At 65.7% G+C, this 21,258-nt stretch carries 16 protein-coding genes; 8 read left to right on the plus strand and 8 right to left on the minus strand.

The features are described from left to right. Window positions 1-12 precede the first annotated feature (12 nt). Window positions 13-1,752: a glycerol-3-phosphate dehydrogenase/oxidase gene (locus FB478_RS06925; RefSeq protein WP_056394166.1), complete on the minus strand. Its 1,740-nt coding sequence runs from the start codon at window positions 1,750-1,752 to the stop codon at window positions 13-15. A gap of 103 nt (window positions 1,753-1,855) precedes the next feature. Continuing rightward, a complete protein-coding gene (locus FB478_RS06930; RefSeq protein WP_018769221.1) occupies window positions 1,856-2,992 on the minus strand; it encodes a GuaB3 family IMP dehydrogenase-related protein in 1,137 nt (378 codons plus the stop codon). 56 nt (window positions 2,993-3,048) lie between these two features. On the opposite strand from FB478_RS06930, the gene FB478_RS06935 reads away from it, so the two are divergent. Beyond that, window positions 3,049-3,654, plus strand: a complete 606-nt coding sequence (locus FB478_RS06935) for a hypothetical protein (protein WP_144600002.1) — start codon at window positions 3,049-3,051, stop codon at window positions 3,652-3,654. Here FB478_RS06935 and FB478_RS06940 read toward each other — a convergent pair. Further along, on the minus strand, window positions 3,651-5,510 hold the full coding sequence (locus tag FB478_RS06940; protein WP_144600003.1) for an ABC transporter ATP-binding protein: 1,860 nt from the start codon (window positions 5,508-5,510) through the stop codon (window positions 3,651-3,653). The two genes, FB478_RS06935 and FB478_RS06940, sit on opposite strands and share 4 nt — an antisense overlap. Before the next feature lie 502 nt (window positions 5,511-6,012). On the opposite strand from FB478_RS06940, the gene FB478_RS06945 reads away from it, so the two are divergent. Beyond that, window positions 6,013-8,499: a GH32 C-terminal domain-containing protein gene (locus tag FB478_RS06945; protein ID WP_261377350.1), complete on the plus strand. Its 2,487-nt coding sequence runs from the start codon at window positions 6,013-6,015 to the stop codon at window positions 8,497-8,499. Between the two features lie 68 nt (window positions 8,500-8,567). On the opposite strand, the gene FB478_RS06950 is transcribed toward FB478_RS06945, so the two are convergent. Both FB478_RS06950 and FB478_RS06955 read right to left on the minus strand, forming a co-directional pair. Beyond that, window positions 8,568-8,861, minus strand: coding sequence for a putative quinol monooxygenase (locus FB478_RS06950; protein ID WP_018769217.1), 294 nt, complete (start codon window positions 8,859-8,861; stop codon window positions 8,568-8,570). A 28-nt stretch (window positions 8,862-8,889) separates the two neighbouring features. Continuing rightward, window positions 8,890-9,888: a LacI family DNA-binding transcriptional regulator gene (locus tag FB478_RS06955; protein WP_056394177.1), complete on the minus strand. Its 999-nt coding sequence runs from the start codon at window positions 9,886-9,888 to the stop codon at window positions 8,890-8,892. A 164-nt stretch (window positions 9,889-10,052) separates the two neighbouring features. Between FB478_RS06955 and FB478_RS06960 the strand changes: the two genes are divergently transcribed. The 4 genes from FB478_RS06960 to FB478_RS06975 all read left to right on the plus strand — a co-directional run bounded on the left by FB478_RS06960 (window position 10,053) and on the right by FB478_RS06975 (window position 14,070). Next, the gene (locus tag FB478_RS06960) at window positions 10,053-11,171 is read left to right on the plus strand and encodes a substrate-binding domain-containing protein (protein ID WP_018769215.1); all 1,119 of its coding nucleotides are present in this window, start codon (window positions 10,053-10,055) and stop codon (window positions 11,169-11,171) included. A gap of 24 nt (window positions 11,172-11,195) precedes the next feature. Further along, a complete protein-coding gene (locus tag FB478_RS06965) occupies window positions 11,196-12,242 on the plus strand; it encodes an ABC transporter permease (RefSeq protein ID WP_018769214.1) in 1,047 nt (348 codons plus the stop codon). Further along, on the plus strand, window positions 12,239-13,033 hold the full coding sequence (locus tag FB478_RS06970) for an ATP-binding cassette domain-containing protein (protein ID WP_056394180.1): 795 nt from the start codon (window positions 12,239-12,241) through the stop codon (window positions 13,031-13,033). Before FB478_RS06965 ends, FB478_RS06970 begins: the two co-directional genes overlap by 4 nt. A 101-nt stretch (window positions 13,034-13,134) precedes the next feature. Further along, entirely contained in the window at window positions 13,135-14,070 is a 936-nt protein-coding gene (locus FB478_RS06975; RefSeq protein WP_056394183.1) for a carbohydrate kinase, read from the plus strand. 64 nt (window positions 14,071-14,134) lie between these two features. On the opposite strand, the gene guaB is transcribed toward FB478_RS06975, so the two are convergent. Both guaB and FB478_RS06985 read right to left on the minus strand, forming a co-directional pair. Further along, the gene (guaB, locus tag FB478_RS06980; protein WP_018769211.1) at window positions 14,135-15,646 is read right to left on the minus strand and encodes an IMP dehydrogenase; all 1,512 of its coding nucleotides are present in this window, start codon (window positions 15,644-15,646) and stop codon (window positions 14,135-14,137) included. Window positions 15,647-15,873: 227 nt separating this feature from the next. Further along, the gene (locus tag FB478_RS06985) at window positions 15,874-17,952 is read right to left on the minus strand and encodes an acyltransferase family protein (protein WP_395858338.1); all 2,079 of its coding nucleotides are present in this window, start codon (window positions 17,950-17,952) and stop codon (window positions 15,874-15,876) included. Window positions 17,953-18,069: 117 nt separating this feature from the next. Between FB478_RS06985 and FB478_RS06990 the strand changes: the two genes are divergently transcribed. Then, a complete protein-coding gene (locus FB478_RS06990; RefSeq protein WP_018769209.1) occupies window positions 18,070-19,038 on the plus strand; it encodes a DUF389 domain-containing protein in 969 nt (322 codons plus the stop codon). A gap of 23 nt (window positions 19,039-19,061) precedes the next feature. Here FB478_RS06990 and FB478_RS06995 read toward each other — a convergent pair whose 3' ends face one another. After that, window positions 19,062-20,585 carry an ATP-dependent DNA ligase gene (locus FB478_RS06995; RefSeq protein ID WP_056394186.1) on the minus strand — a complete coding sequence of 508 codons (1,524 nt, stop codon included), beginning with the start codon at window positions 20,583-20,585 and terminating at the stop codon, window positions 19,062-19,064. Between the two features lie 56 nt (window positions 20,586-20,641). On the opposite strand from FB478_RS06995, the gene FB478_RS07000 reads away from it, so the two are divergent. Further along, entirely contained in the window at window positions 20,642-21,244 is a 603-nt protein-coding gene (locus FB478_RS07000; RefSeq protein WP_144600005.1) for a dihydrofolate reductase family protein, read from the plus strand. The last annotated feature ends 14 nt before the right edge of the window (window positions 21,245-21,258 follow it).

A 21,258-nucleotide genomic window follows, 5' to 3' on the forward strand; every position in this document is an offset into this window, starting at 1 on the left:
GCGAACGGCCCCTCAGCGCAAGGGCACGATGTTTTCCGCGCCCAGACGGGCGGCGTCTGCGGATTCGTCGTCCGGCTGTTGCTGGCTGAGGCGTTCGGCTTCCACGCGGGCAATGTAGTGGCGGACCTCGTTTTCACGCTGCGCGTCACTCCAGCCAAGGACGTCACCCATCAGTTTAGCGACAACAGGGGCAGCGGACACGCCGCGGTCCCAGGCCTCGATGGAAATGCGCGTCCGCCGGGTCAGGACGTCCTGCACGTGGCGGGCCCCTTCATGGGTTGCGGCATAGACCGCCTCCGCCTGCAGGTAGTCATCCGCTCCCGGGATGGGCTCGGCAAGTTCCTTGTTCTGCTCGATGATGGCCAGCACCTCGGGCGTCATGGAGCCGTACCGGTTGAGCAGGTGCTCGATCCGTGCCACATGGACCCCGGATTCCTCCGCGGTGCGGTTCCGCCGGTTCCAGGCCGCACGGAAGCCGCTGGCGCCCAGCAGCGGGATGGTTTCCGTGCAGCTCGGCGGGACCCGTTCGTCCATGGTGCGGGTGGCCTCGTCCACCGCATCCTTGGCCATGACCCGGTAGGTGGTCCACTTGCCGCCGGCCACCACCACCAGGCCGGGGACAGGGTGTGCCACAACGTGCTCGCGGGACAGCTTGGCGGTTGAATCGTTTTCACCGGCAAGCAGCGGCCGGAGTCCGGCATAGACCCCTTCAACGTCCTCCCTGGTCAGCGGGCGCTTGAGCACCTGGTTGACGTGCTCCAGGACGTAGTCGATGTCCTTGCTTGAGGCCGCGGGGTGGGCCTTGTCCAGGTGCCAGTCGGTGTCCGTGGTGCCGATGATCCAGTGCCGTCCCCACGGGATGACAAAGAGCACCGACTTTTCCGTGCGCAGGATCAGGCCCACGGTGGATTGGAAGCGGTCGCGGGGAACCACCAGGTGGATGCCCTTGGAGGCACGGACCTTCAACTGGCCCCGGTCGGTCACCATGGCCTGGGTTTCGTCCGTCCAGACTCCGGTGGCGTTGATGACCTGCTTGGCCCGGATGCTGAATTGCGTCCCGTCCTCATGGTTCTCCACCTTGGCTCCGACCACCCGCTCGCCCTCGCGCAGGAAGTCCACCACCGCCATCTGGTTCACGGCGTGGGCGCCGTAGTACGCAGCGGTACGCACCAGGTTTGCCACGTATTTGGCGTCGTCCACCTGTCCGTCGTAGTACCGGATGGATCCCACGAAGGCATCATTCTTCAGGCTGGGGGCGGCGCGCAGGGTGCCGCGCTTGCTCAGGTGCTTGTGGAACGGCACGCCGCGGCTGTGTCCGCTGGAGATGGACATGAGGTCATAGAGCGCGATGCCGGCGCCCACGTAAGGCCGCTCGACAAACGGCTTGGTGAGCGGATACAGGAAGGGCACCGGGCGGGCAAGGTGCGGGGCGATTTCGGAGAGCAGCAGCCCGCGTTCCTGCAGGGCCTCCTTGACCAGGGCGAAGTCGAGCATCTCCAGGTACCGCAGGCCGCCGTGGATGAGTTTCGAAGACCGTGACGACGTGCCGGCAGCCCAGTCGCTTGCCTCGACGATGCCAACGCTCAGCCCCCGGGTCACGGCGTCCAAAGCGGCTCCCGCTCCGACGATGCCGCCGCCGACGATCAGGATGTCCAGTTCCCGGCCGGGTTCGGACGTGGCGCGCAACCGCTGGATGGATGCTTCCCTGGCTTCGGGGCCAAGGGCTCCGCCGTTTGCAGGAACACTCTTCATTGAACGCCTCCAGTGCCTCTAGTGCCGGTTGTAAACCCACACTACTTGCTGGCGGCGTGCTTTGGGCAGGGTGGGCGGCGCCCACCCTGCCCCGTCCAACGCGTCAGTTCCCTGCGTAGGGCGATACGACGACGTCGACCCGCTGGAATTCCTTGAGGTCCGAATAACCGGTGGTCGCCATGGAGCGGCGCAGCGCACCAATGAGGTTGGACGTGCCGTTGGTGTGGTGGCCGGGCCCGAAGAGGACTTCCTCCAGCGGACCCACGGTGCCGACGTTGGCGCGGTCACCGCGCGGCAGTTCCAGGTGGTGCGCCTCCTGGCCCCAGTGCCAGCCCTTGCCGGGTGCCTCTTCGGCGCGCGCCAGCGCGCTGCCCAGCATGACGGCGTCGGCGCCCATGGCGATGGCCTTGACGATGTCACCCGAGGTGCCCATGCCGCCGTCGGCAATGACGTGCACGTAGCGGCCGCCGGACTCGTCCATGTAGTCCCGGCGGGCGGCCGCGACGTCGGAAATGGCTGACGCCATGGGCGAGTGGATGCCCAGGGCGCGCCGCGTGGTGGTGGTTGCGCCGCCCCCGAAGCCCACCAGCACACCAGCCGCGCCGGTCCGCATGAGGTGCAGCGCCGGGGTGTAGCCGGCCGCCCCGCCCACGATGACGGGGACGTCGAGTTCGTAGATGAACTGCTTCAGGTTCAGCGGTTCGTGGTTCTTGGAGACATGCTCGGCGGAGACGGTAGTGCCCCGGATGACGAAGATGTCGACGCCTGCGGCCACGACCGTCTTGTAGTGCTCCTGGGTGCGCTGCGGGGTGAGCGATCCGGCCACGGTGACGCCGGCCTCGCGGATCTCGGCGAGGCGGGACGTGATGAGTTCCGGCTGGATGGGCGCCCGGTACAGCTCCTGCATCCTGCCAGTGACGGCTGGGCTGTTGGTTTCGTCCTGGAGCGCAGCGATTTCATCCAGAACAGACTGCGGATCCTCGTACCGGGTCCAGAGTCCCTCGAGGTCAAGGACGCCCAGTCCGCCCAGCTTGCCCAGCGCGATGGCCGTTGCCGGTGACATGGCGGAGTCCATCGGGGCCGCGATCACCGGCATGTCGAACTGGTAGGCGTCGATCTGCCAGGAGACGGAAACGTCCTTGGGGTCGCGGGTGCGACGGTTGGGGACGATTGCAATGTCATCCAGGGAGTAGGCACGACGCCCACGCTTGCCACGGCCGATCTCGATCTCATAAGTCACTGCTCTAGGTTATCCCAGCAGCCCCGTTGGTCCCGGCCGGTGGCTACAGTGGCATGATGGGCAGACGCTGGATCTTCGACGGGCACATCGCCGGCATTGGCACCACATCCGGACTGCGCGCGGTGGTTGGCATGTGGCAGGAGTCCCCTTTCGGGACCTTCTCGGACGTCATGGTGCAGGAACCCTCAGGTCACCGCCTGCTGCTTGCGCCGTCCGCCGACGTTGCCGGCTTCATAGCGTCGACCTACAGCTTTGATGAGGTGCGCATGGTGGACGTTGCTGCCGGACTGTCCGGCGGCGCGTTGGCGGTCGACGCCGGGCCGCTGGCAATCCAGGCAGTCACCGGGGCGAGGACCTACCTCGGTTCCGCGCTGAAGGCACTTCCCAGGCGACTTGCAGTCCATCCACGCTGGCTCTCCGCAGTCAGTCCGCTGGCCGCCCTGGCAGCCCGCGGTGCCCGCACCTACGGCACGGCGGGCAGCGGCAGGGCAGAGTTTTACGGGGTGACGGACCTGCACCACGTGACCTCCGCCGTCGTTTCATGGGAAGGCGCCGACGCCGGAGCGCTGGCCCCCATCCGGCCCGCCGTGACCTTCGGTTTCAGCAGCGTCCCGCCCAGGCCCAGTGTCGCGAGGGTGCGCACCACCATAGTGGAGGCCTAGTTTGCTGTAGGTTCCTCTACCGTCAGCTGGGATTCGAACATCCTGAAGTACCTGCCGCGCAGGGCCACCAGTTCCTTGTGCGTGCCCTGCTCCACGATTTCGCCGTCCTCCAGCATGTACACGACGTCGGCTTTCTCGATGGTGGCAAGCCGGTGGCTGATGGCGATGATGGTGCTGCTGCGGTCCGCGAAGAGCCGGGTGAAGATGCGGTGTTCGGCCAGGGCATCAATGGCGGAGGTGGGCTCGTCCATCACCATGAAGGACGCGTCCCGGTAGAAGTTCCTGGCCATGGCAAGGCGCTGCCACTGGCCGCCGGAAAGGCCGCTGCCCTTCCGGCCGCGCGGGTCCTCCATCCAGTTGCTGACGTGGTTGTCCAGGCCGTTGGGCAGCTTATTGATGAAGTCGAGCGCCTCGGCATCCGCGGCCGCCTTGCGGATGCGGTCATCGTCCCGCGGCGAGTCAACGTCGCCGAAGTAGATGTTCTCCGCCGCGGTGGCAAACTCGTATTTCAGGAACTCCTGGCTCAGCACCGCCAGGTGGCGGTGCCAGGAGGTGACGTCGACGGCGGCGAGGTCCACGCCGTCGAGCAGCACCTGGCCGGAGTCCGGACGGTAAAGGCCGGCCAGGATGCGGATCAGCGTGGACTTGCCGGCACCGTTCTCCCCCACGATGGCAATGTGCTGGCCTTGGCGGATGGTCAGGCTGATGCCCCTGATCACTTCGATGTCACTGCCGGTGTACGTGAAGCGGATGTCCTTCAGCTCGACTTCCTTCGGCGCTGCCAGCAACGGCGGCGCGTGCTCCGAGTGAACCGGCATTGCCATGAACAACTCGTAGTCCTTCAGGTTGGCGAGGTCTTCATCAATGGAGCTCAAGGAGGACACCAGGTTGTTTGCGGTGGACAGGGCGCGGCTGACGATCTGCTGCACATAGAGGAACTGGCCCACGGGCTGGGCACGGGCAATGATCTGACCCACCACCCAGATCAGCGACACCACCTCCGCACCGTACTGGAGTGCATCGGCGGCCAACTGCTTGGGGATGTAGCGCCGCTGGTAGTCAAGGCGCCGCCGCTCGTCTGCGTCCCGGAGCCGGGAGCGTAGGTCCATGAGGAAACCGACAATGCCATACAGCCGCATCTCGGCAATGTGCTGCGGCCGGAGGAGGTTGGTTTCAATCATCCGGCGTTGGCGGCGTGAGTCCACCTGCGTGTTCCAGTGCGCAATCTGTTCCCTGGACAGCTTGAACTGCAGGTACACGCTGGGCACGATCGCCACCAGGACGATCACGGCGATCCACCAGCTGACCAACAGCAGGGCGCCGATGGCCAGGATGACCGAGATGAGCTGCGTAAAGATAGCGGCAATGCGGTCCAGGACCCTTGCATAGGAGTCGGAGAACCGTTTGGCGCGGTCGTAGAGGTCCACGGTCTCTTTGTCGTCATAGCGCCAGAATTCGAGGGCGAGGAAGCGCTGATACATCTGGTCGCCCACAATGGCGCCCACCTTGAAGCTCATCAACTGCTGGATGTACCGGTCAACGCTGTTGAAGGCGCCCCAGAAGAGTCCCAGCGCCGCGGTGACAATGACGTAGACGATCGCAACGCGTCCGGCTCCGGCGTCGCCCGCGTAGGCTGCGGCCAGCGCGGTGGTGGTGAGGGACGCAAAGTAGGTGGTGACCAGGGGAAGAACGGCCGAGATCAGCGAGCCGAGCACCTTCATGATCACCGCGCCCGGGGATGCACGGAAACTGACCCGCAAGACCTGGGCCACGGCGCGGGCGTAAGGCCGTATGGCAAGCCGCCGGTGGGGTTCGCTCTTCGGGCTCAGTTCCGCCGGATGGCGTGATGGGGGCATGCCTCAAGCCTAGGGCGCCCACCGAAAGTTTGCGGTAGCCCGGAAGGGCGTTCGGCGCAGCCAACAACCGTTGCCGCAGGCCAGCTGGGGCTGGTTCTGCAGGTCCGTTCCCACCTCTTGCCCGCTGTCATGACAACGGTGTCTAGCTCCGTGCCGGTCAGACGGGCTCGAAAGCAGCCAGGTCCTTACCGATGCCGGCCGCCATAGTTCGTTGACTTGTCTCGTGGACTTAACCTACGCTCCGTCACGTATTGACATCGTTGTCTAAGTGAACGCGCGATGAAGGGCGACCTCAAAAATGCACAGAAAACAAAAGGGAAGCACGCGGCTCCTTTCGGCCCTGACGCTGACGGGTTTGATATTGACCGGAGCGTTGGCCGGCGCCGGACCTGCGATTGCAGGGAAGTCGGACGGGAATCCTCCCCCCGGGCCCACCACGGGCAGCACTTTGGGCCAGGAAACCTACAGGCCGGCGTACCATTTCTCGCCGGCCAAGAACTGGATGAACGATCCCAACGGAATGGTCTACCACAAGGGGATCTACCATCTTTTCTTCCAGCACAACCCGTCCGGAAACACTTGGGGCAACATGTCCTGGGGACATGCCACCTCCACTGACCTCGTTCATTGGCAGGAGCAGCCGCTCGCCATTTCCACGGATACCCAGGAGGACGTGTTCTCGGGCAGCGTTGTGGTGGACAAGAACAATACGTCCGGTCTGGGGACTACGGAGAACCCGCCGCTGATTGCGATTTACACCAGTGCCTACAAAGACGCCTCGCCGCACCGCGGGCTCCAGGCCCAGTCGCTGGCCTACAGCCTTGATGACGGACAAACCTGGACCAAATACAGTGCGGACCCGGTCCTGAACCGGAACTCCGCCAACTTCCGGGACCCAAAGGTGTTTTGGTACAGCACTGCCGAAGGCGGCTACTGGGTGATGGCGGCCGTTGAGGCCCTGGACCACAAAGTACTGCTTTACAAGTCAACCAACCTCAAGGACTGGACGGCCCTGAGCGAATTCGGGCCCGCCAATGCCACGGGCGGACTGTGGGAATGCCCCGACCTCTTCCCGCTGGCCGTTGACGGAGACCCGAACAACGTCAAATGGGTCATGGTGATCAATATCAATCCCGGCGGGGTGGCTGGCGGCTCGGCGGGTCAGTACTTCGTGGGCAGCTTCGATGGCGTCACGTTTACCTCGGAGACCACGAAACCCAGCGATGCGCTACCCTCCGGAACCCCCGTGGCGGGATTCAACGACGGCACATACAACGGGTGGGCCGTGAGCAATGAACCCGGCAACTGGAAGAACGGACCCTTCACTGACGCTCCGGCAGCCGGAACCCTGCCGGGCCAAAACCTCGTTGGCGGGTTCGTAGGCGCGGGCTTGGTAAATTCCTTCAACGACGGCGACTGGCCCCTGGGGTCCATGTCCTCGCCTGGCTTTACCGTAGACAGCGACTACATCAACTTCCTGGTGGGTGGAGGCCAGCATCCGCGGGCCTCCGACAAGCTGGACAATACGCCGCCGCCGGGAGACCTGCTGTTCAATGGCTTCGAGGTCCCGGACGGCACTACCCTCGCCGAAGCCGGCTGGACCGGCACGGGCGACCTCGCGCCGTCGTATCAGCCCGCCACGGCGGGAGGCGACTACTACATCGGCGCTAAACGCATCAACACCTTCGAAACAGGCGCGGCCCCGGGTGACGACCGGCAAGGCAGCCTGACCTCCCCCGAGTTCACGCTCTCCCGGAACTTTGTGAGCATGCTGGTGGGCGGCGGGCACCGTTCCCCGGAGTCCGGGCAAGTACTGGAGGCCCAGTTGCTGGTGGACGGGAACGTGGTGCGCACCCTGGCCGGGGACGACGCCGGCGCGCTCAACTGGAAGGGCTGGGATGTCTCCGAATTCGCGGGCAAGCAGGCCCGGCTTCGAGTCGTTGACCAGGCGACCGGCGGCTGGGGGCACCTCACCGCTGACCATGTCATGCTGACCGACCAGGCTGCGGTGCCGCGCTCGGACGAAACCACCGTGAACCTGGTGGTGGATGGCAAAGTGGTGCGCACAGCTACCGGTGCGAACAGTGAGGTGCTGGACTGGGCGTCGTGGAACGTGGCGGAATTCCGCGGCCGCCAAGCGCAGATCAGGGTCGTGGACAACAACCGGTTCGGCTGGGGACACATCCTGGCCGACGAGTTCACCGCTTCCCCGCAGCCGGCCCGGCCGCGCCTCAACAGTTATGACTGGCTGGACTACGGCCGCGACTACTATGCCTCGGTTTCCTTCGGCAACATGCCCGAAGATAAGCGGGTCATGCTCGGCTGGATGAACAACTGGGACTACGCCAACAGCATTCCCACTTTCCCATGGCGCAGCGCGATGTCGCTGCCCCGCGAGATCGGCCTGACGCAAACGCCGGACGGCCCGCGGCTGACGCAGCAGGCAGTGAAGCAGGTGGACGGGCTGGCCTCTGCACCCAGTTACCGGAATACCGCAGGCGGGACCATCACTCCCGGAACGCATGCCCTGCCTTCCGCGGCGTCGGGGGATGTGCAGCGGATCGATGTGACCTTCGCTCCCGGCACTGCGGCCAAGTCCGGGATCACCCTATTCGGAAACGGATCATCGTCCACAGCCGTCGGTTACGACGCCGCCACAAAAGAGGTCTATGTCGATCGCGCGAATTCGGGCAATGTCGGCTTCCATCCGCTGTTTGCCTCGGTCGATTCGGCACCGGTCAGCGTGGATGCCCAGGGAAATGTGACCCTCCGGATCTACGTGGACAGGTCCTCGGTGGAAGTCTTCGCCCAAGGCGGACTGCGGACAATCACCGATCAGGTCTTCCCTGCGGACGGAGCCAAGGAGGTAGCGCTGTTCGCCGAAGGCGGCGTTGCGCAGTTGAAGTCGCTCACCGTCACACCGATGAAACAGGCCATGTTCCTGGCGTCCCTCAAGGCGGTCAACGCCGGAGGGAAGGCCCGGGGCTGAGAAAGCAGGCTTCAGCATGCCCAGCCGGCGGCATCCGGTGGCCGGGCATGCTGAAGCCCCCGGCGAAACTATTCCACCGGCTGCAGCCAGGTCAGGACCGACCCGTCCTCTTCGATGTGCCGCGCCAGCTCGGCATTGAATGTGGCTCCGTATTCGGCGGTGATGTGCTCCTGGAAAGCGTCGTCGTCCCGGTACACCTCGAATACGAAGTACTCACGCGGGTTGGACTCCCGGGTATACGGAAGGAAATGTTCGTTGCCCGGCTCGCGGCGCACGCGCTCCGTCAGTTCCCGCATCATCTCCGCGACGCGTCCTTCGCTTCCGGGCTTGACGGTGAATTCTGCATACAGTGTTTTGGTCATGGGCTTGCTTCTTTCTGTTGTGGGTGGGTCAGTTCGACGGCGGCAGCTCGCCCGAGCCGCGCACGATCAGTTCCGAGGGGACAACATAAGCCTGGGGAGCGCTGTCGTCGCCGTCCATGCGGGCGAGCAACCGCTCAGCGGCGAGCTTCCCGATCCGGTCAGGATGCTGTGCGATGACGGTGATGCCCGGGTCCATCATGTCGGCGAGCGTGAAGTCGTCGAAGCCCACCAACGCCACCCGGTGGCTGGCTCCCCGTTCACGCAGTGCCCTCATGACGCCGAACGTCACGAGGTTCTGGCTGGAGAAGATGGCAGTAGGCGGGTTGTCGGACGCAAGGAGTTCGTGGGCAGCGAGCCGCGCTGATTCTTCGTCGTGCAGGCCATCGCGAACCGGAACAGAACCGGTGGCAACGCCCGCCCGGCCGAGTTCCTCCATGAAGCCCCTGCGGCGATCGCGGGCAGTCTGGATATCAGGGCGGTCACCCAGGTAGGCAAGTTTGGTATGGCCGTGCTTGAGGAGATGGGCTGCAGCCCGCGCAGAGCCGGCAGCGTTGTCGGTTACCACAGCGTCGGCCTCGATCCCCACCGGCTCGCGGTCGATGAAGACGAGGGGCAGGTCCCGGGAGTGCTCGGGGATGACGTAGGCCTGGCTCCTGGCAATGGGTGTCAGGACCATGCCATCCACCCTGCGCCCGAGGAACGCTCCCACCAGGGCCTTCTCCCGCTCGGGGTCGTCGTCGAGGCTTGCAGCGAACACGGCGATTCCGCGCTCGCCGAGGGCGTCTTCCAGTGCGCGGTGGATTTCGCTGCTGAAAGGGTTGGCAACGCTGGGCAGCAGCAACCCGATGGACAAGGTCTTTCGGCCGGCGCGACGCAGGCTCCCCGCCGCCATGTCCAATTGGTAGTGCAACTGCTGGGAAGCTCCCAGGACACGCTGGCGCGTGGCCTCCGAAACGCCGGGCTCGTCATTCATCACCCGGGAAACAGTCTTGATCCCAACGCCAGCCAAGGCGGCCACATGGCGCATGGTAGGTCGGTTCGTGCTGACCTCGGACTGGTAACGATTAGACATCGTTGTCAATACCTCGCTCTTCATCATCGATTCACACTTGACTCTACCCTGTGACATTGATTACATGAGCGATGACATCGTTGTCAGGCACGCTAAGTGCCCTGAGACCAGGAGATTCAATGTTGAGTTCCAAAACCCCGCGGCACACTGTTACTCGTTCCCTCGCCATCGGCGCAGTCCTGACCCTGGGCGCCCTCAGCCTCTCGGCCTGCGGGGGCAACTCTTCCGCAACAGGCTCCACCGACGGTACTTCCTCGGAGAAAATCGGTGTCTCACTGATCGTGAAGACCACGTCGAACCCGTTCTTCGTCTCCATGCAGGAGGGTGCGAAGAAGGCGGCTGCTACGGACGGCGTCGACCTCAAGCTCGCGGCAGGAAAGGCCGACGGCGACGAAGACACCCAGATCCAGGCAATCGAAAACGCCATCTCCAAGGGCGACAAAGGCATCCTCATCACGCCCAACGGCCCGTCCGTCGTCGACGCCCTGAAGAAGGCGAAGGACGCCGGGCTGTTCGTCATCGCACTGGACACCCCGCCGGACCCGGCCGATGCCGCCGACATCACCTTCGCAACCGACAACTTCGCCGCCGGCGAGCTGATCGGCAAGTGGACCGCGGCGCAGCTGGGCGGCAAGAAGGCCACCATCGCGCTGATCGACCTCTTCGACGACAAGGTTGTCTCGGTTGACTACAACCGCGACCAGGGCTTCCTGACCGGCCTGGGCGTTGACACCGCCGACAAGAAGAAGAACGGCGACGAAGCCAAGACCGGAAAGTACACCGGCGGCAAGGGCGGCGAGTACGAGATCGTGGGCAACCAGGCTTCGCAGGGCGCCGAGGACGGTGGCCGAACCGCCATGGAAACGCTGCTCTCCAAGAATCCGAACATCAACGTCGTCTACACCATCAACGAACCGGCCGCAGCGGGCGCCTTTGAAGCCCTGAAGTCTGCAGGTAAGGAAAAGGACGTGCTGGTGGTCTCCGTTGATGGCGGTTGCGCGGGCGTGAACAACGTCAAGTCCGGCATCATCGGTGCGACCGCACAGCAGTACCCGGTCAAGATGGCCGAACTGGGCGTCAAGGCAATCGTCGACCTCGCCAAGACCGGCAAGAAGCCCGAAAACTCTGCCGGCCTGGACTTCTTCAACACCGGCGTCGAACTGGTCACCGACAAGGCGGCTGACGGCGTCAAGAGCATCACGACCACGGACGCCACCCAGATCTGCTGGGGCAAGTAAGCCGGAACTGTGACAGGAGCAACGATGACCCAGCAACAAACCGCAGGCCCGCCGGTTACCGGGCCCACCGACCTGGCCGAGGAATTCCTCGACCGCCAAACTCCCCTTAGCCGCATCCGCAATGTGCTGCACCGCTACCCGGCACTGAGCCCGGCCATCGTCCTGATTGTGGCGGTGGTGGTGTTCGGCCTGCTCAATGACCGCTTCCTGCGGTTCGAGAACCTGTCCCTGATCACCCAGCAGGTGTCCGTCGTCGGAACCCTGGCCATCGCCCAGACCCTCATCATCCTCACCGCCGGAATCGACCTTTCCGTGGGCGCCGTGATGATCCTGGCCTCCATGGTGGTGGCGCAGTTGGCTGTGAACAACGGCATGCCAGGACCCATCGCACTGGTGGCGGGGCTCGTCGTCGGACTTGCCGCTGGGGCTGTCAACGGCTTCCTGGTGACCAGGTTCCGGCTCCCTCCGTTCATCGTGACGCTGGGAACCCTGAACATCTTCATCGCCCTGACCCTGCTCTACTCGGGCGGCTCCACGGTCCGTGGCTCGAGCATGCCGGGGCTCCTGACCTGGATGGGCAGCACGTTCCCCGTTGGGCCCGTTCGCATCTCCACCGGCGTGGTCATGATGCTCCTGCTCTATGTGGCGGTCGCCTTCATCCTGGGCAAGACGGCGTGGGGGCGGCACGTGTACGCAGTCGGCGATGACAAGGAAGCCGCCCGCCTGGCCGGTATCCCCGTCAACCGCGTCCTGATGAGCGTCTACCTCGCGGCCGGCGCGGTGCTGGCGATCGGAGCGTGGATCCAGATCGGGCGTACCAACGCAGCAAGCCCCAACGCCGGGGTGGACCTGAACCTGGACTCCATTACCGCCGTCGTGATTGGCGGGACCAGCCTCTTCGGCGGCCGCGGCTCCGTCTGGGGATCCCTCCTCGGTGCGCTGATCGTGGGCGTTTTCCGCAACGGGCTTTCCCTGGCCGGGCTGGACGTGCTGTTCCAAACCCTCGCCGTCGGCGTCCTCATCATCATCGCTGTGTCGATCGACCAGTGGATCCGAAAGGTGAAGTCATGACCTCCACCGGGATTGAATCCCCCAAGACCGAAACCCGGCAGCCGATCCTCCAGGCGCGGAACCTCGTCAAGACCTTCGGCAAGGTGGTTGGCCTTGACGGTGTCAGCCTTGAGCTGTATCCGGGCGAAGTGCTGGCCATCATCGGCGACAACGGCGCCGGCAAGTCCACCCTCATCAAGTGCCTCACCGGGGCCGAGGTTCCGGACTCGGGCGAGCTCCTGGTTTCCGGCCAGCCGGTGCACTTCAAGCGTCCGCAGGATGCCCGCGCGCATGGAATCGAAACGGTCTACCAGAACCTGGCGGTTTCGCCGGCCCTGGACGTGGCGTCGAACCTGTTCCTGGGCCGGGAGGAACGGGTGGCCGGACCGCTCGGGTCCATCTTCAGGGTCCTGGACACCAAGGGGATGCGCCGTAAGGCGAAGGAGGAGCTCAACCGCCTCGGAATTTCAACCCTTCAGGATGTCACCGTCCCAGTGGAGAACCTCTCCGGCGGACAGCGCCAGGCCGTGGCTGTGGCAAGGGCAGCAGCGTTCGGTTCCAAGGTGGTGGTGCTCGACGAGCCCACCGCGGCACTGGGCGTTCGGGAGTCGAACCAGGTCCTCCAGCTGGTCCGGGATCTGCGGGACCGCGGCCTTCCAGTCATCCTGATCAGCCACAACATGCCGCACGTGTTTGACGTTGCCGACAGGATCCACATCCAGCGTCTCGGCAAATGCGCCGCCACGATCACTCCGAAGTCGCACAGCATGACCGACGCGGTGGCCATCATGACCGGCGCCGCCACGGCCTGATCCGCGTTCGACCGCTTTCCTTCACTCCCCTTCCTGTTCGCGGACCTGCTCGCCTGCCCCGGGCGGCAGGTCCGCGCCCGTCTTCACGAAAGTTTGCTCCCATGCCCTACACCAGTGGCTCCGGCACCAGCGCCTCCACTCCCGATGTCATCGTGGTTGGCGAAGCACTCGTCGACGTCGTCCACACCTCCGAAGGAACGGCGGAGCACCCCGGCGGTTCCCCGGCCAACGTCGCCTACGGTCTGGCACGGTTGGGCGTGCGAACCAGCCTCCTGACCTCAATAGGCGACGACGAACGCGGCGCCCTGATCGAGCGCCACCTGGGCAGCGCCGGAGTTGCGCTGCTGCCAGGGTCGAAATCACCGGGCCGCACGGCTTCCGCCACCGCCACGCTAAGCGCTGACGGGTCCGCCAGCTACGAATTCGACGTTTCCTGGGAGCTGCCGCCGGTGCACCCCGCCACCTTTCCCAAGGTGCTCCACACCGGCTCGATCGCCAGCTTCCTGGCGCCCGGAGCCGGTTCCGTCAAGAGCCTCCTGGAACGGGCGCACCGTGAATGCCTGGTTTCCTACGATCCCAATATCCGCCCCGCACTCTTGGGCAGCCACGCGGAAGCCCTCGCTGTTTTCGAAGACCTGGCCCCCTTAGCGGACGTGCTGAAGCTTAGCGACGAGGATGCCCGGTGGCTCTACCCGGGGGTGACGTTCGAGGACGCCGCGGCGCGGATCCTGGAACTTGGTGCGGGCCTGGCTGTGGTCACCATGGGTTCAGCCGGCTCGCTGCTGGCAACACCCGCCACACGGGTGCACATTCCGTCCGTCCAAACGGTAGTGGCAGACACCATCGGAGCCGGTGATTCCTATATGGCGGCCCTGATCTACGGCCTGCTCTGCCGGAGCACCGATGGCTTGGCGCCGTCCGTCCTGGAAACCCTGGGCAGGATGGCATCCAAGGCTGCCGCGATTACGGTCAGCCGCCCGGGCGCCAATCCGCCCACCCTTGAGGAGCTGACGTCGGAACTGCAGCCGGCGGTATAGGGGCTTAAATGCGGAAGGAGGCGGGGAATTCCCCACCTCCTTCTGCAGCATTAAGCCACCGGGATCAGCGCGAACCGTAGTTCGGCGCCTCCACGGTCATCTGGATGTCATGCGGGTGCGATTCCTTGAGTCCGGCAGACGTGATGCGGACAAACTTGCCGCGGGCCTTCAGCTCCGGGATGGTCGGTGCCCCGGTGTAGAACATGGTCTGGCGCAGGCCCCCCACCAACTGGTACGCCACCGAGGACAGCGGCCCGCGGTAGGCAACGCGGCCTTCGATGCCTTCGGGGATCAGCTTGTCGTCGCCGGACACGTCCGCCTGGAAGTAGCGGTCCTTGGAGTAGGACGTGTTCTTGCCGCGGGACTGCATGGCGCCCAGGGAGCCCATACCGCGGTAGGACTTGAACTGCTTGCCGTTGACGAAGATCAGCTCGCCCGGGGACTCGTCACAGCCCGCCAGCAGCGATCCCAGCATGACGGTGTCGGCTCCGGCCACCAATGCCTTGCCGATGTCGCCCGAGTACTGCAGGCCGCCGTCGGCGATCAGCGGCACGCCGGCCGGCATGGCAGCCTTGGCGGATTCGTAGATGGCGGTAATCTGCGGGACGCCCACGCCGGCCACCACGCGGGTGGTGCAGATGGAGCCCGGACCAACACCCACCTTGATGCCGTCCGCGCCGGCGTCGATCAGTGCCTGGGCGCCTTCGCGGGTGGCAGCCTGGCCGCCGATGATGTCCACGTGGGCGGCCACGGGGTCGGACTTGAGCCGGCGGATCATGTCCAGCACACCCTGGGAGTGGCCGTTGGCGGTGTCCACGAACAGGGCATCGACGCCTGCGTCCACCAGGGCCATGGCCCGCTCCCAGCCGTCACCGAAGAAGCCGATGGCAGCACCCACGCGGAGCCGGCCCTCGTCGTCCTTGGTGGCCAGCGGGTACTGCTCGGCTTTGGTGAAGTCCTTGGTGGTGATGAGGCCCTTGAGCCGGCCCTGCTCGTCCACCAGCGGGAGCTTTTCGATCTTGTTGGTTGCGAGCTTGTGCGAGGCTTCCTCGCGGCTGATTCCCACGTGTCCGGTGACCAGGGGCATCTTGGTCATGACGTCGCTGACCAGCCGCAGCGGGAAATCGGACTCGGGGACAAAGCGGGTGTCGCGGTTGGTGACGATGCCCAGCAGGCGGTTGTCCTCGTCCACCACGGGCAGGCCGGAGACGCGGTAGTGGGCGCAAAGGTCATCAAGTTCCCGCAGCGTGGCCTCGGGACGGATGGTGAGCGGGTTGGTGATCATCCCTGACTCGCTCCGCTTGACCCGGTCCACCTGGTCAGCCTGGTCGGCGATGGACAGGTTGCGGTGCACCACGCCCAGGCCACCCTGGCGGGCCATCGCGATGGCCATGCGGGATTCCGTCACGGTGTCCATTGCGGCGGAGAGCAGAGGGGTCTGCACCGTGATCCGCTTGGAGATCCGCGAGGAGGTGTCTGCTTCGGACGGGATCACGTCGGTGTGGCCCGGCAGGAGCAGGACGTCATCGTAGGTCAGGCCGATGAAGCCAAAGGGGTTGTGTTCGGGCTCGGTCATGAGTGCGCCTCTTACCTTGGTTGCTGGGTCACGGGTAGGGGTTGCAGCCGATGACCAGCCCGTTATTACGGAACTGGCCTGTGCAGACGATCCTGCGGGACCACCGTGCAGGACGGCGTTCCGGGGGCAGAAAGTGTTGAGTAAATATTAGAACCTCGGCGCCGATCCCCCTATTCCACGCCGGTAATGTGAGCAACCGCACGCCCCCACCCACCCTTAGGGCCGGCTCAGCTCCAGCCGGTTGCAGCCAGCAGCCGCTGCTCGAACATGGGGATCATGGTCTCCACATAGGTTCTGGTCAGGTGGTTGTCGTCCTTGTAGACGTACACGTTCCCCACCACCGCAGGGCAAACGCCCCGGGCACAGATGAAGTCACTCATGTCCATCAGGTGCAGCCCGGGCAGCTTGCCGCGGTAGTTCTCCAGTGGCGATGGCTCCACCAGGGACTCGGCGAGCGATGGATTGCAGGCAGCCGCGCCGGCGCCGTTCCGTTGGGCGCACTGGGGCATGTTGAAGGTGAATCTCGGGTTGTCGCGGATTCCCACGATCTCGATTCCCGCGTCGGCGAACGGCTTGACGCCGTCAAGGTACCCCGGCACCTCCGTTTCGAACGGGGCATCCTCATGGGTCAGCGTTGCCACGGTGAACACCGCATCCGGGCGGTGTTCCAGGACGTAGGCGGAGCTGGCCTTGTTGTAGGCGTTGCATTCGGCATTCCTGGTCACCGATTCGGCGCCGAACCGGCATGCGGGCATCAGGAGGGTGACCAATTCCCACCCACGCGCGGCCGCCACGGGAGCCAGCGCTGCCAGGTACTGCTGGGCATGGGAGTCGCCCAGCACCACGATGCGCCGGGTGGACGGTTCCTCCGGAAGCTCCTGCCGGCACCCCTCCAGGATGGGATCGCCCGTGGCGTTGGCACCTGTGCAGGGCGAGTCGATCCCGGCCCAGTCGTTGTCCAGGGCGGTGGGTCCGGGGATGGTCCTGGCCCTGGGCGCGGGCGTGCTTTCGTTCTCCGGCGTGAGCGCCAGGGCCCCCGGCGTCAGCTCACGGGGCTGTGCCGCCGTCGCGCTTTCCTCTGCGGTGAGCGATGTCTGCCAAACCGCCACGGGACCAGCCAGCAAGGCACCGCAGGCAACAATGACGACGGCGGTCCGCCAGGCGCGAAGCTTGGGCCAATGCCAGTCGCGCAGCGGCTTTTCAACAAAGCGGGTGGTCAGGACAGCGAGCACGATGGAGGCAGCGACGATGCCCAGTCCCTGCTTGAGGTTGGGTGACTCCACGCCGGTGGCCGCGAGCGCCAGCACCAGGACCGGCCAGTGCCAGAGGTAGAGCGCGTAGGAGTTGTCACCCAGGGCGACGGCGGGGCGGCTGCTGAGGAGCCGGTCTACGCCGAACCGGCTGCCGGTTTGCCCTGCGATGATGATGGCCGCCGCGGCCAGTGTGGGCCAGAGTGCCACGTACCCGGGAAAGGACCGGTCGACGGTCAGGACCAGCCCGCAGGACACCATGGCTGCCAGTCCGGCCCAGCCCAGGGCCACCCGCACCACGCGGCCGGGCTTGACGTAGGGCAGCGCCAGTGCCAGCAACGATCCCAGCGCAAACTCCCAAAGCCGGGCGCGCGTATCGAAGTAGGCGTAGGCCTGGTTGCCGGCGGTCTGGTCAATGGAGTAGGCAAGCGACACCGCCAAAACCGTTCCAAAGACTGCGCCGAGCAACCCTCGGTAGGTCAGCCCCTGCAGGCGGGGAACCCGGCGCAGCCGGTTCAGCAACGCAGCGGTCGCGGCAAAGATCAGTGGCCACAGAATGAAGACCTGTCCCTGGATGGACAGGGACCAGAAGTGCTGCAGCGGACTGGCTCCGGCGTGGTCCTGCGCGTAGTAGTCCACTGCATTGTCTGCCAGGAGCCAGTTCTGCCGGTAAAGGAGGGACGCCCAGGCCTGGTCCAGCACCTGTGGCCAGCGGCCCTGCGGCAGGATCAGCCAGGTGCCTGCCAGCACTCCAAGGATCACCACGACGGCGGCCGGCAGCAGTCGCTTGAAAAGGTGCAGCCAGTGCGCCATCAGCTTGAAAGGGTGGCCGGATTCGGCTTTGCGGACGAAGGAAAGCGTGAGCAGGAACGCCGAGATCAGCAGGAAGATGTCCACGCCGCCGGACACGCGGCCCAGCCACACGTGGTACGCCACCACCATCAGGACAGCCAGGGCCCGGAGCCCCTGGACCTCGGGGCGGAAAGTGGGCTTCCGTTTCCTGTTCGCGGCACTGGACGGGGGTTCAGGTGCCTTCGACGTTTCCGTTATCGACACTAGAACCTCTCAGGACGCCCGCCAGCCAAAGCATCAAGCCTAGCCAAGGCGGTCAGCAACGGCCAGTCAACGCACTTGTTCGGACTATGCTGGGCCCAATCATTGAAGGGAGACGGCGTGGTTGTCCAACTGCGGATTTGCGTGCCCGGCGAGCTGTCCGCCGTGACGCTGAAGACGTGCCGGGACCAGCGGGGCGCGGCAGAGGTTGCGCTGGTTGCGGGTGCGTCGGTGGTCCCGGAAGGCGACGTTATCGAGGTCCTGATCGCCCGGGAGTCAGTGGAGGAACTCCTCGAGAAGCTGGAGATCCTGAAGGTCCAGGACGTTGGATCCATTGCCATGTCCACGCCGGAATTAGTCCTGTCAAAGAAAGCCGACCGGGCGGAGCGGGCCGCCCCCGGGGACGGTGCGGACGCAGTGATCTGGGACGACGTGACGCGGCAAACCGGAGAGGACTCCCGCCTGACATGGAACTTCCTCGCCTTCCTGGTGCTCGCAACCCAGCTTGCCGGGATCGGCATCGTGACGGACTCCCCCATCGCGATTGTGGGAGCCATGGCGGTAGGTCCCGAGTTCGGACCGCTGGCCGCCCTCGCCGTCTCGCTTGCCACCCGGCAGTGGAAGCTTGGCCGCCGTGCTGCCATTGCCCTGGGTGTCGGGTTCCCCGTGGCCATGCTGCTGGCGGCACTGACGGCGTGGCTGTCGGTGCCCCTCGGTCTCTTCCCGCGGGATGCCCTGGACAAGGGTTCCGCGGTGGAATTCATCTACCATCCGGGTCCGTATTCGCTGATTGTTGCCGTCCTGGCCGGCATCGCGGGAATGCTCTCCATCATCGGCCGGCGCTCCGCGGCCCTGATCGGGGTCTTCATCTCGGTGACCACCGTTCCGGCGGCAGGGTACGTTGCGGTGGCCCTGGTCCTGGGGGAATACCAGAAGGCTGCGGGCTCGGCGCTCCAGTTGCTGCTCAACCTCGTGGGCATCGTGGTGGCCGCCCTCGCGGTACTGCTTTTCTACCGCATGGTTTCCAGGCGCGTGCCGCACGGGGTGGCACGGAACCTGAGGCGCCAGCGGAGCGGGGCCCGCAACTAAGGAGCCTCCGCATTCACGGTGCGCTACGGCCGCAGCAGGGCGCGCAGGGTCTGGATCGTGTCTGCTTCGGCCGCAGCCTTGTCATCCCGGTAGCGCTTGACCCGGGCAAACCTCAGGGCGATGCCGCCGGGATAGCGCGGTGACTGCTGCACGCCGTCGATGGCGATTTCCACCACCGTGACCGGCTCAACCCACACCGTGCCGGCCGTGCGCCGCACCTCAAGCTCCTGGAACCTCTCCGTCTGCCATCGCAGCAGTTCGTCGGTGAGGCCCTTGAAGGTCTTGCCCACCATGACGTAGCCGCCGGGTTCTCCGAACTCCCCAGCGGGGTCAAGGGCGCCCAGGTGCAGGTTGGACAGCGTCCCGGTGCGGCGCCCGGACCCCCATTCGCAGGCGAGCACCACCAGGTCGTACGTCAGCACCGGCTTGACCTTTACCCAGTTGGCTCCGCGCCGGCCGGCCGCGTAGGTGGAACCGATGGCCTTCACCACAACGCCTTCATGGCCTGCGGCAAGCGCCTCCTGCGACACCCGTTCCGCAACGGCGGGATCGGCCGTGACCTCCCCCGGTATCCGGTGCTCCGGCGCGATCCGCTCGAGCTCACTGATCCGGGCGGACAGCGGCTCATCAAGCAGGTCCCGCCCATCGATATGCAGCACGTCGAAGAACCAGGGATGCAGCACCGTCTCACGCGCGGCATCCGCACCGAAGCGCGCCATGGTTTCCTGGAACGGCCGCGGGCCGCCTTCCTCGTCCAGGGCCAGGGTTTCGCCGTCAAGGATCACGTCCCGCAGCGGCAGCCCGCGAACCAGGTCCACCACCTCGGGGAGCCGGTGGGTGACGTCGGCGAGGTTGCGCGTGTAGATGCTGACGTCGTCGCCGGACCGGTGCACCTGGATGCGGGCGCCGTCGAGCTTGTATTCCACCGAGGCCTCCCCGGTCGCCTCCAGGGCTGCGCTGGGACTGGCCGCGGTGGCCGCCAGCATGGGCTGCACGGGGCGGCCAACCACCAGGCCGACGTCGTCCAGCTCGGCTTCGGTGCCCGTGATGGCCAGCAGGGCTGTTCCGCCCAGGTCGCCCGAAAGCATCGCAGCGCGCCGTACGGCGGCAACGGGCTTCCCGGCAGCGCGGGCAACGGCATCCGTCAGCACTCCCTCCAGGGCTCCTATACGCAGCTCGCCAAGCAGGACACCTGCAATGAAGGCCTGCTCAGAAGCAGTGGCTGCCGCCATCAGCGTCCGGAGGGTGGCCGCGCGCCCCGCGCCCGATCCGGTACCCGCCGTGGCAAGCAGCCGGTCCAGGGCAGCGTCGAGGTCGGCCAGGGTGAGGGTTGGTTCGACGGCGGGTTCCTCCTTGGCCGCCGCCACGGCACTCCATCCGACGCCCACGCGTCCCTGGCGGGGCTTGGCAACCAGCCAGCCCACCGCCGTCGGGATTTCCGCCGGCTCAAGCCGGCCCAGCAGCTGGGCCAGCGCATCCACCTTGGCCAGCCGGGAGCGGGTGGAGGTGACGGCCTCCGCGGTGTTGACGAGCTCAAGGAGCAGCATGGCACCATCCTGCCACGGCACTGGACAGGGCCGGAGCCCCGTTCCAGACTTGGTGGATGGGCAACATCGTCGCGAACCTGTTCATCACCCTGGACGGCGTCTACCAGGCGCCCGGCGGCCGCGAGGAAGACAGCGAGGGCGGGTTCAACCTTGGCGGCTGGCAGGCACCGGTCTCCGACGACGAATCCGGCGCCGCCATCGCGGCTGGAATAGCGCGGATGGATGCCCTGCTCCTTGGCAGGAAGACCTACGACATCTTTGCCGCCTACTGGCCCCAGCAGTCCGGGGACATCGCGGACACGCTCAACCGGATACCCAAGTTTGTGGTGTCAAGCTCCTTGTCCGATCCGGCATGGGCCGGCACCACCGTGCTGCCGGATGCCGCGGCGGCGGGCGGGCTCCGGGACGAGTACCAGCAGGTGCACATGTTCGGCAGTGGCGTCCTCATCCGGTCCCTGCTGGAGGCGCAAGTGCTGGACCGCCTTCATCTCTGGCTGTATCCGGTCACCCTGGGGCAGGGCAAGCGGCTCTTCGACGCCGGGACGGTCCCCTCAACATTCCTGCTCGCCGAGCCGGTACGCAGCTACCCCAAGGGAGCCGTGTCGTTGGTCTACGAGCCTGCGGGCGGAGTCGAAACCGCCGAGATGGCGGCTACGTAGCACCCGGAACACAG

It is taken from the genome of Arthrobacter sp. AG367, assembly GCF_007828995.1.
Taxonomy (GTDB): Bacteria; Actinomycetota; Actinomycetes; order Actinomycetales; family Micrococcaceae; genus Arthrobacter.

Coding starts and splice junctions, on each gene's coding strand:
- FB478_RS06925 (WP_056394166.1), bottom strand. CDS start 1,752: ATGAAGAGTGTTCCTGCAAACGGCGGAGCCCTTGGCCCCGAAGCCAGG.
- FB478_RS06935 (WP_144600002.1), top strand. CDS start 3,049: ATGGGCAGACGCTGGATCTTCGACGGGCACATCGCCGGCATTGGCACC.
- FB478_RS06940 (WP_144600003.1), bottom strand. CDS start 5,510: ATGCCCCCATCACGCCATCCGGCGGAACTGAGCCCGAAGAGCGAACCC.
- FB478_RS06945 (WP_261377350.1), top strand. CDS start 6,013: ATGAACGATCCCAACGGAATGGTCTACCACAAGGGGATCTACCATCTT.
- FB478_RS06950 (WP_018769217.1), bottom strand. CDS start 8,861: ATGACCAAAACACTGTATGCAGAATTCACCGTCAAGCCCGGAAGCGAA.
- FB478_RS06955 (WP_056394177.1), bottom strand. CDS start 9,888: ATGCGCCATGTGGCCGCCTTGGCTGGCGTTGGGATCAAGACTGTTTCC.
- FB478_RS06960 (WP_018769215.1), top strand. CDS start 10,053: ATGTTGAGTTCCAAAACCCCGCGGCACACTGTTACTCGTTCCCTCGCC.
- FB478_RS06965 (WP_018769214.1), top strand. CDS start 11,196: ATGACCCAGCAACAAACCGCAGGCCCGCCGGTTACCGGGCCCACCGAC.
- FB478_RS06970 (WP_056394180.1), top strand. CDS start 12,239: ATGACCTCCACCGGGATTGAATCCCCCAAGACCGAAACCCGGCAGCCG.
- FB478_RS06975 (WP_056394183.1), top strand. CDS start 13,135: ATGCCCTACACCAGTGGCTCCGGCACCAGCGCCTCCACTCCCGATGTC.
- guaB (WP_018769211.1), bottom strand. CDS start 15,646: ATGACCGAGCCCGAACACAACCCCTTTGGCTTCATCGGCCTGACCTAC.
- FB478_RS06995 (WP_056394186.1), bottom strand. CDS start 20,585: ATGCTGCTCCTTGAGCTCGTCAACACCGCGGAGGCCGTCACCTCCACC.
- FB478_RS07000 (WP_144600005.1), top strand. CDS start 20,642: ATGGGCAACATCGTCGCGAACCTGTTCATCACCCTGGACGGCGTCTAC.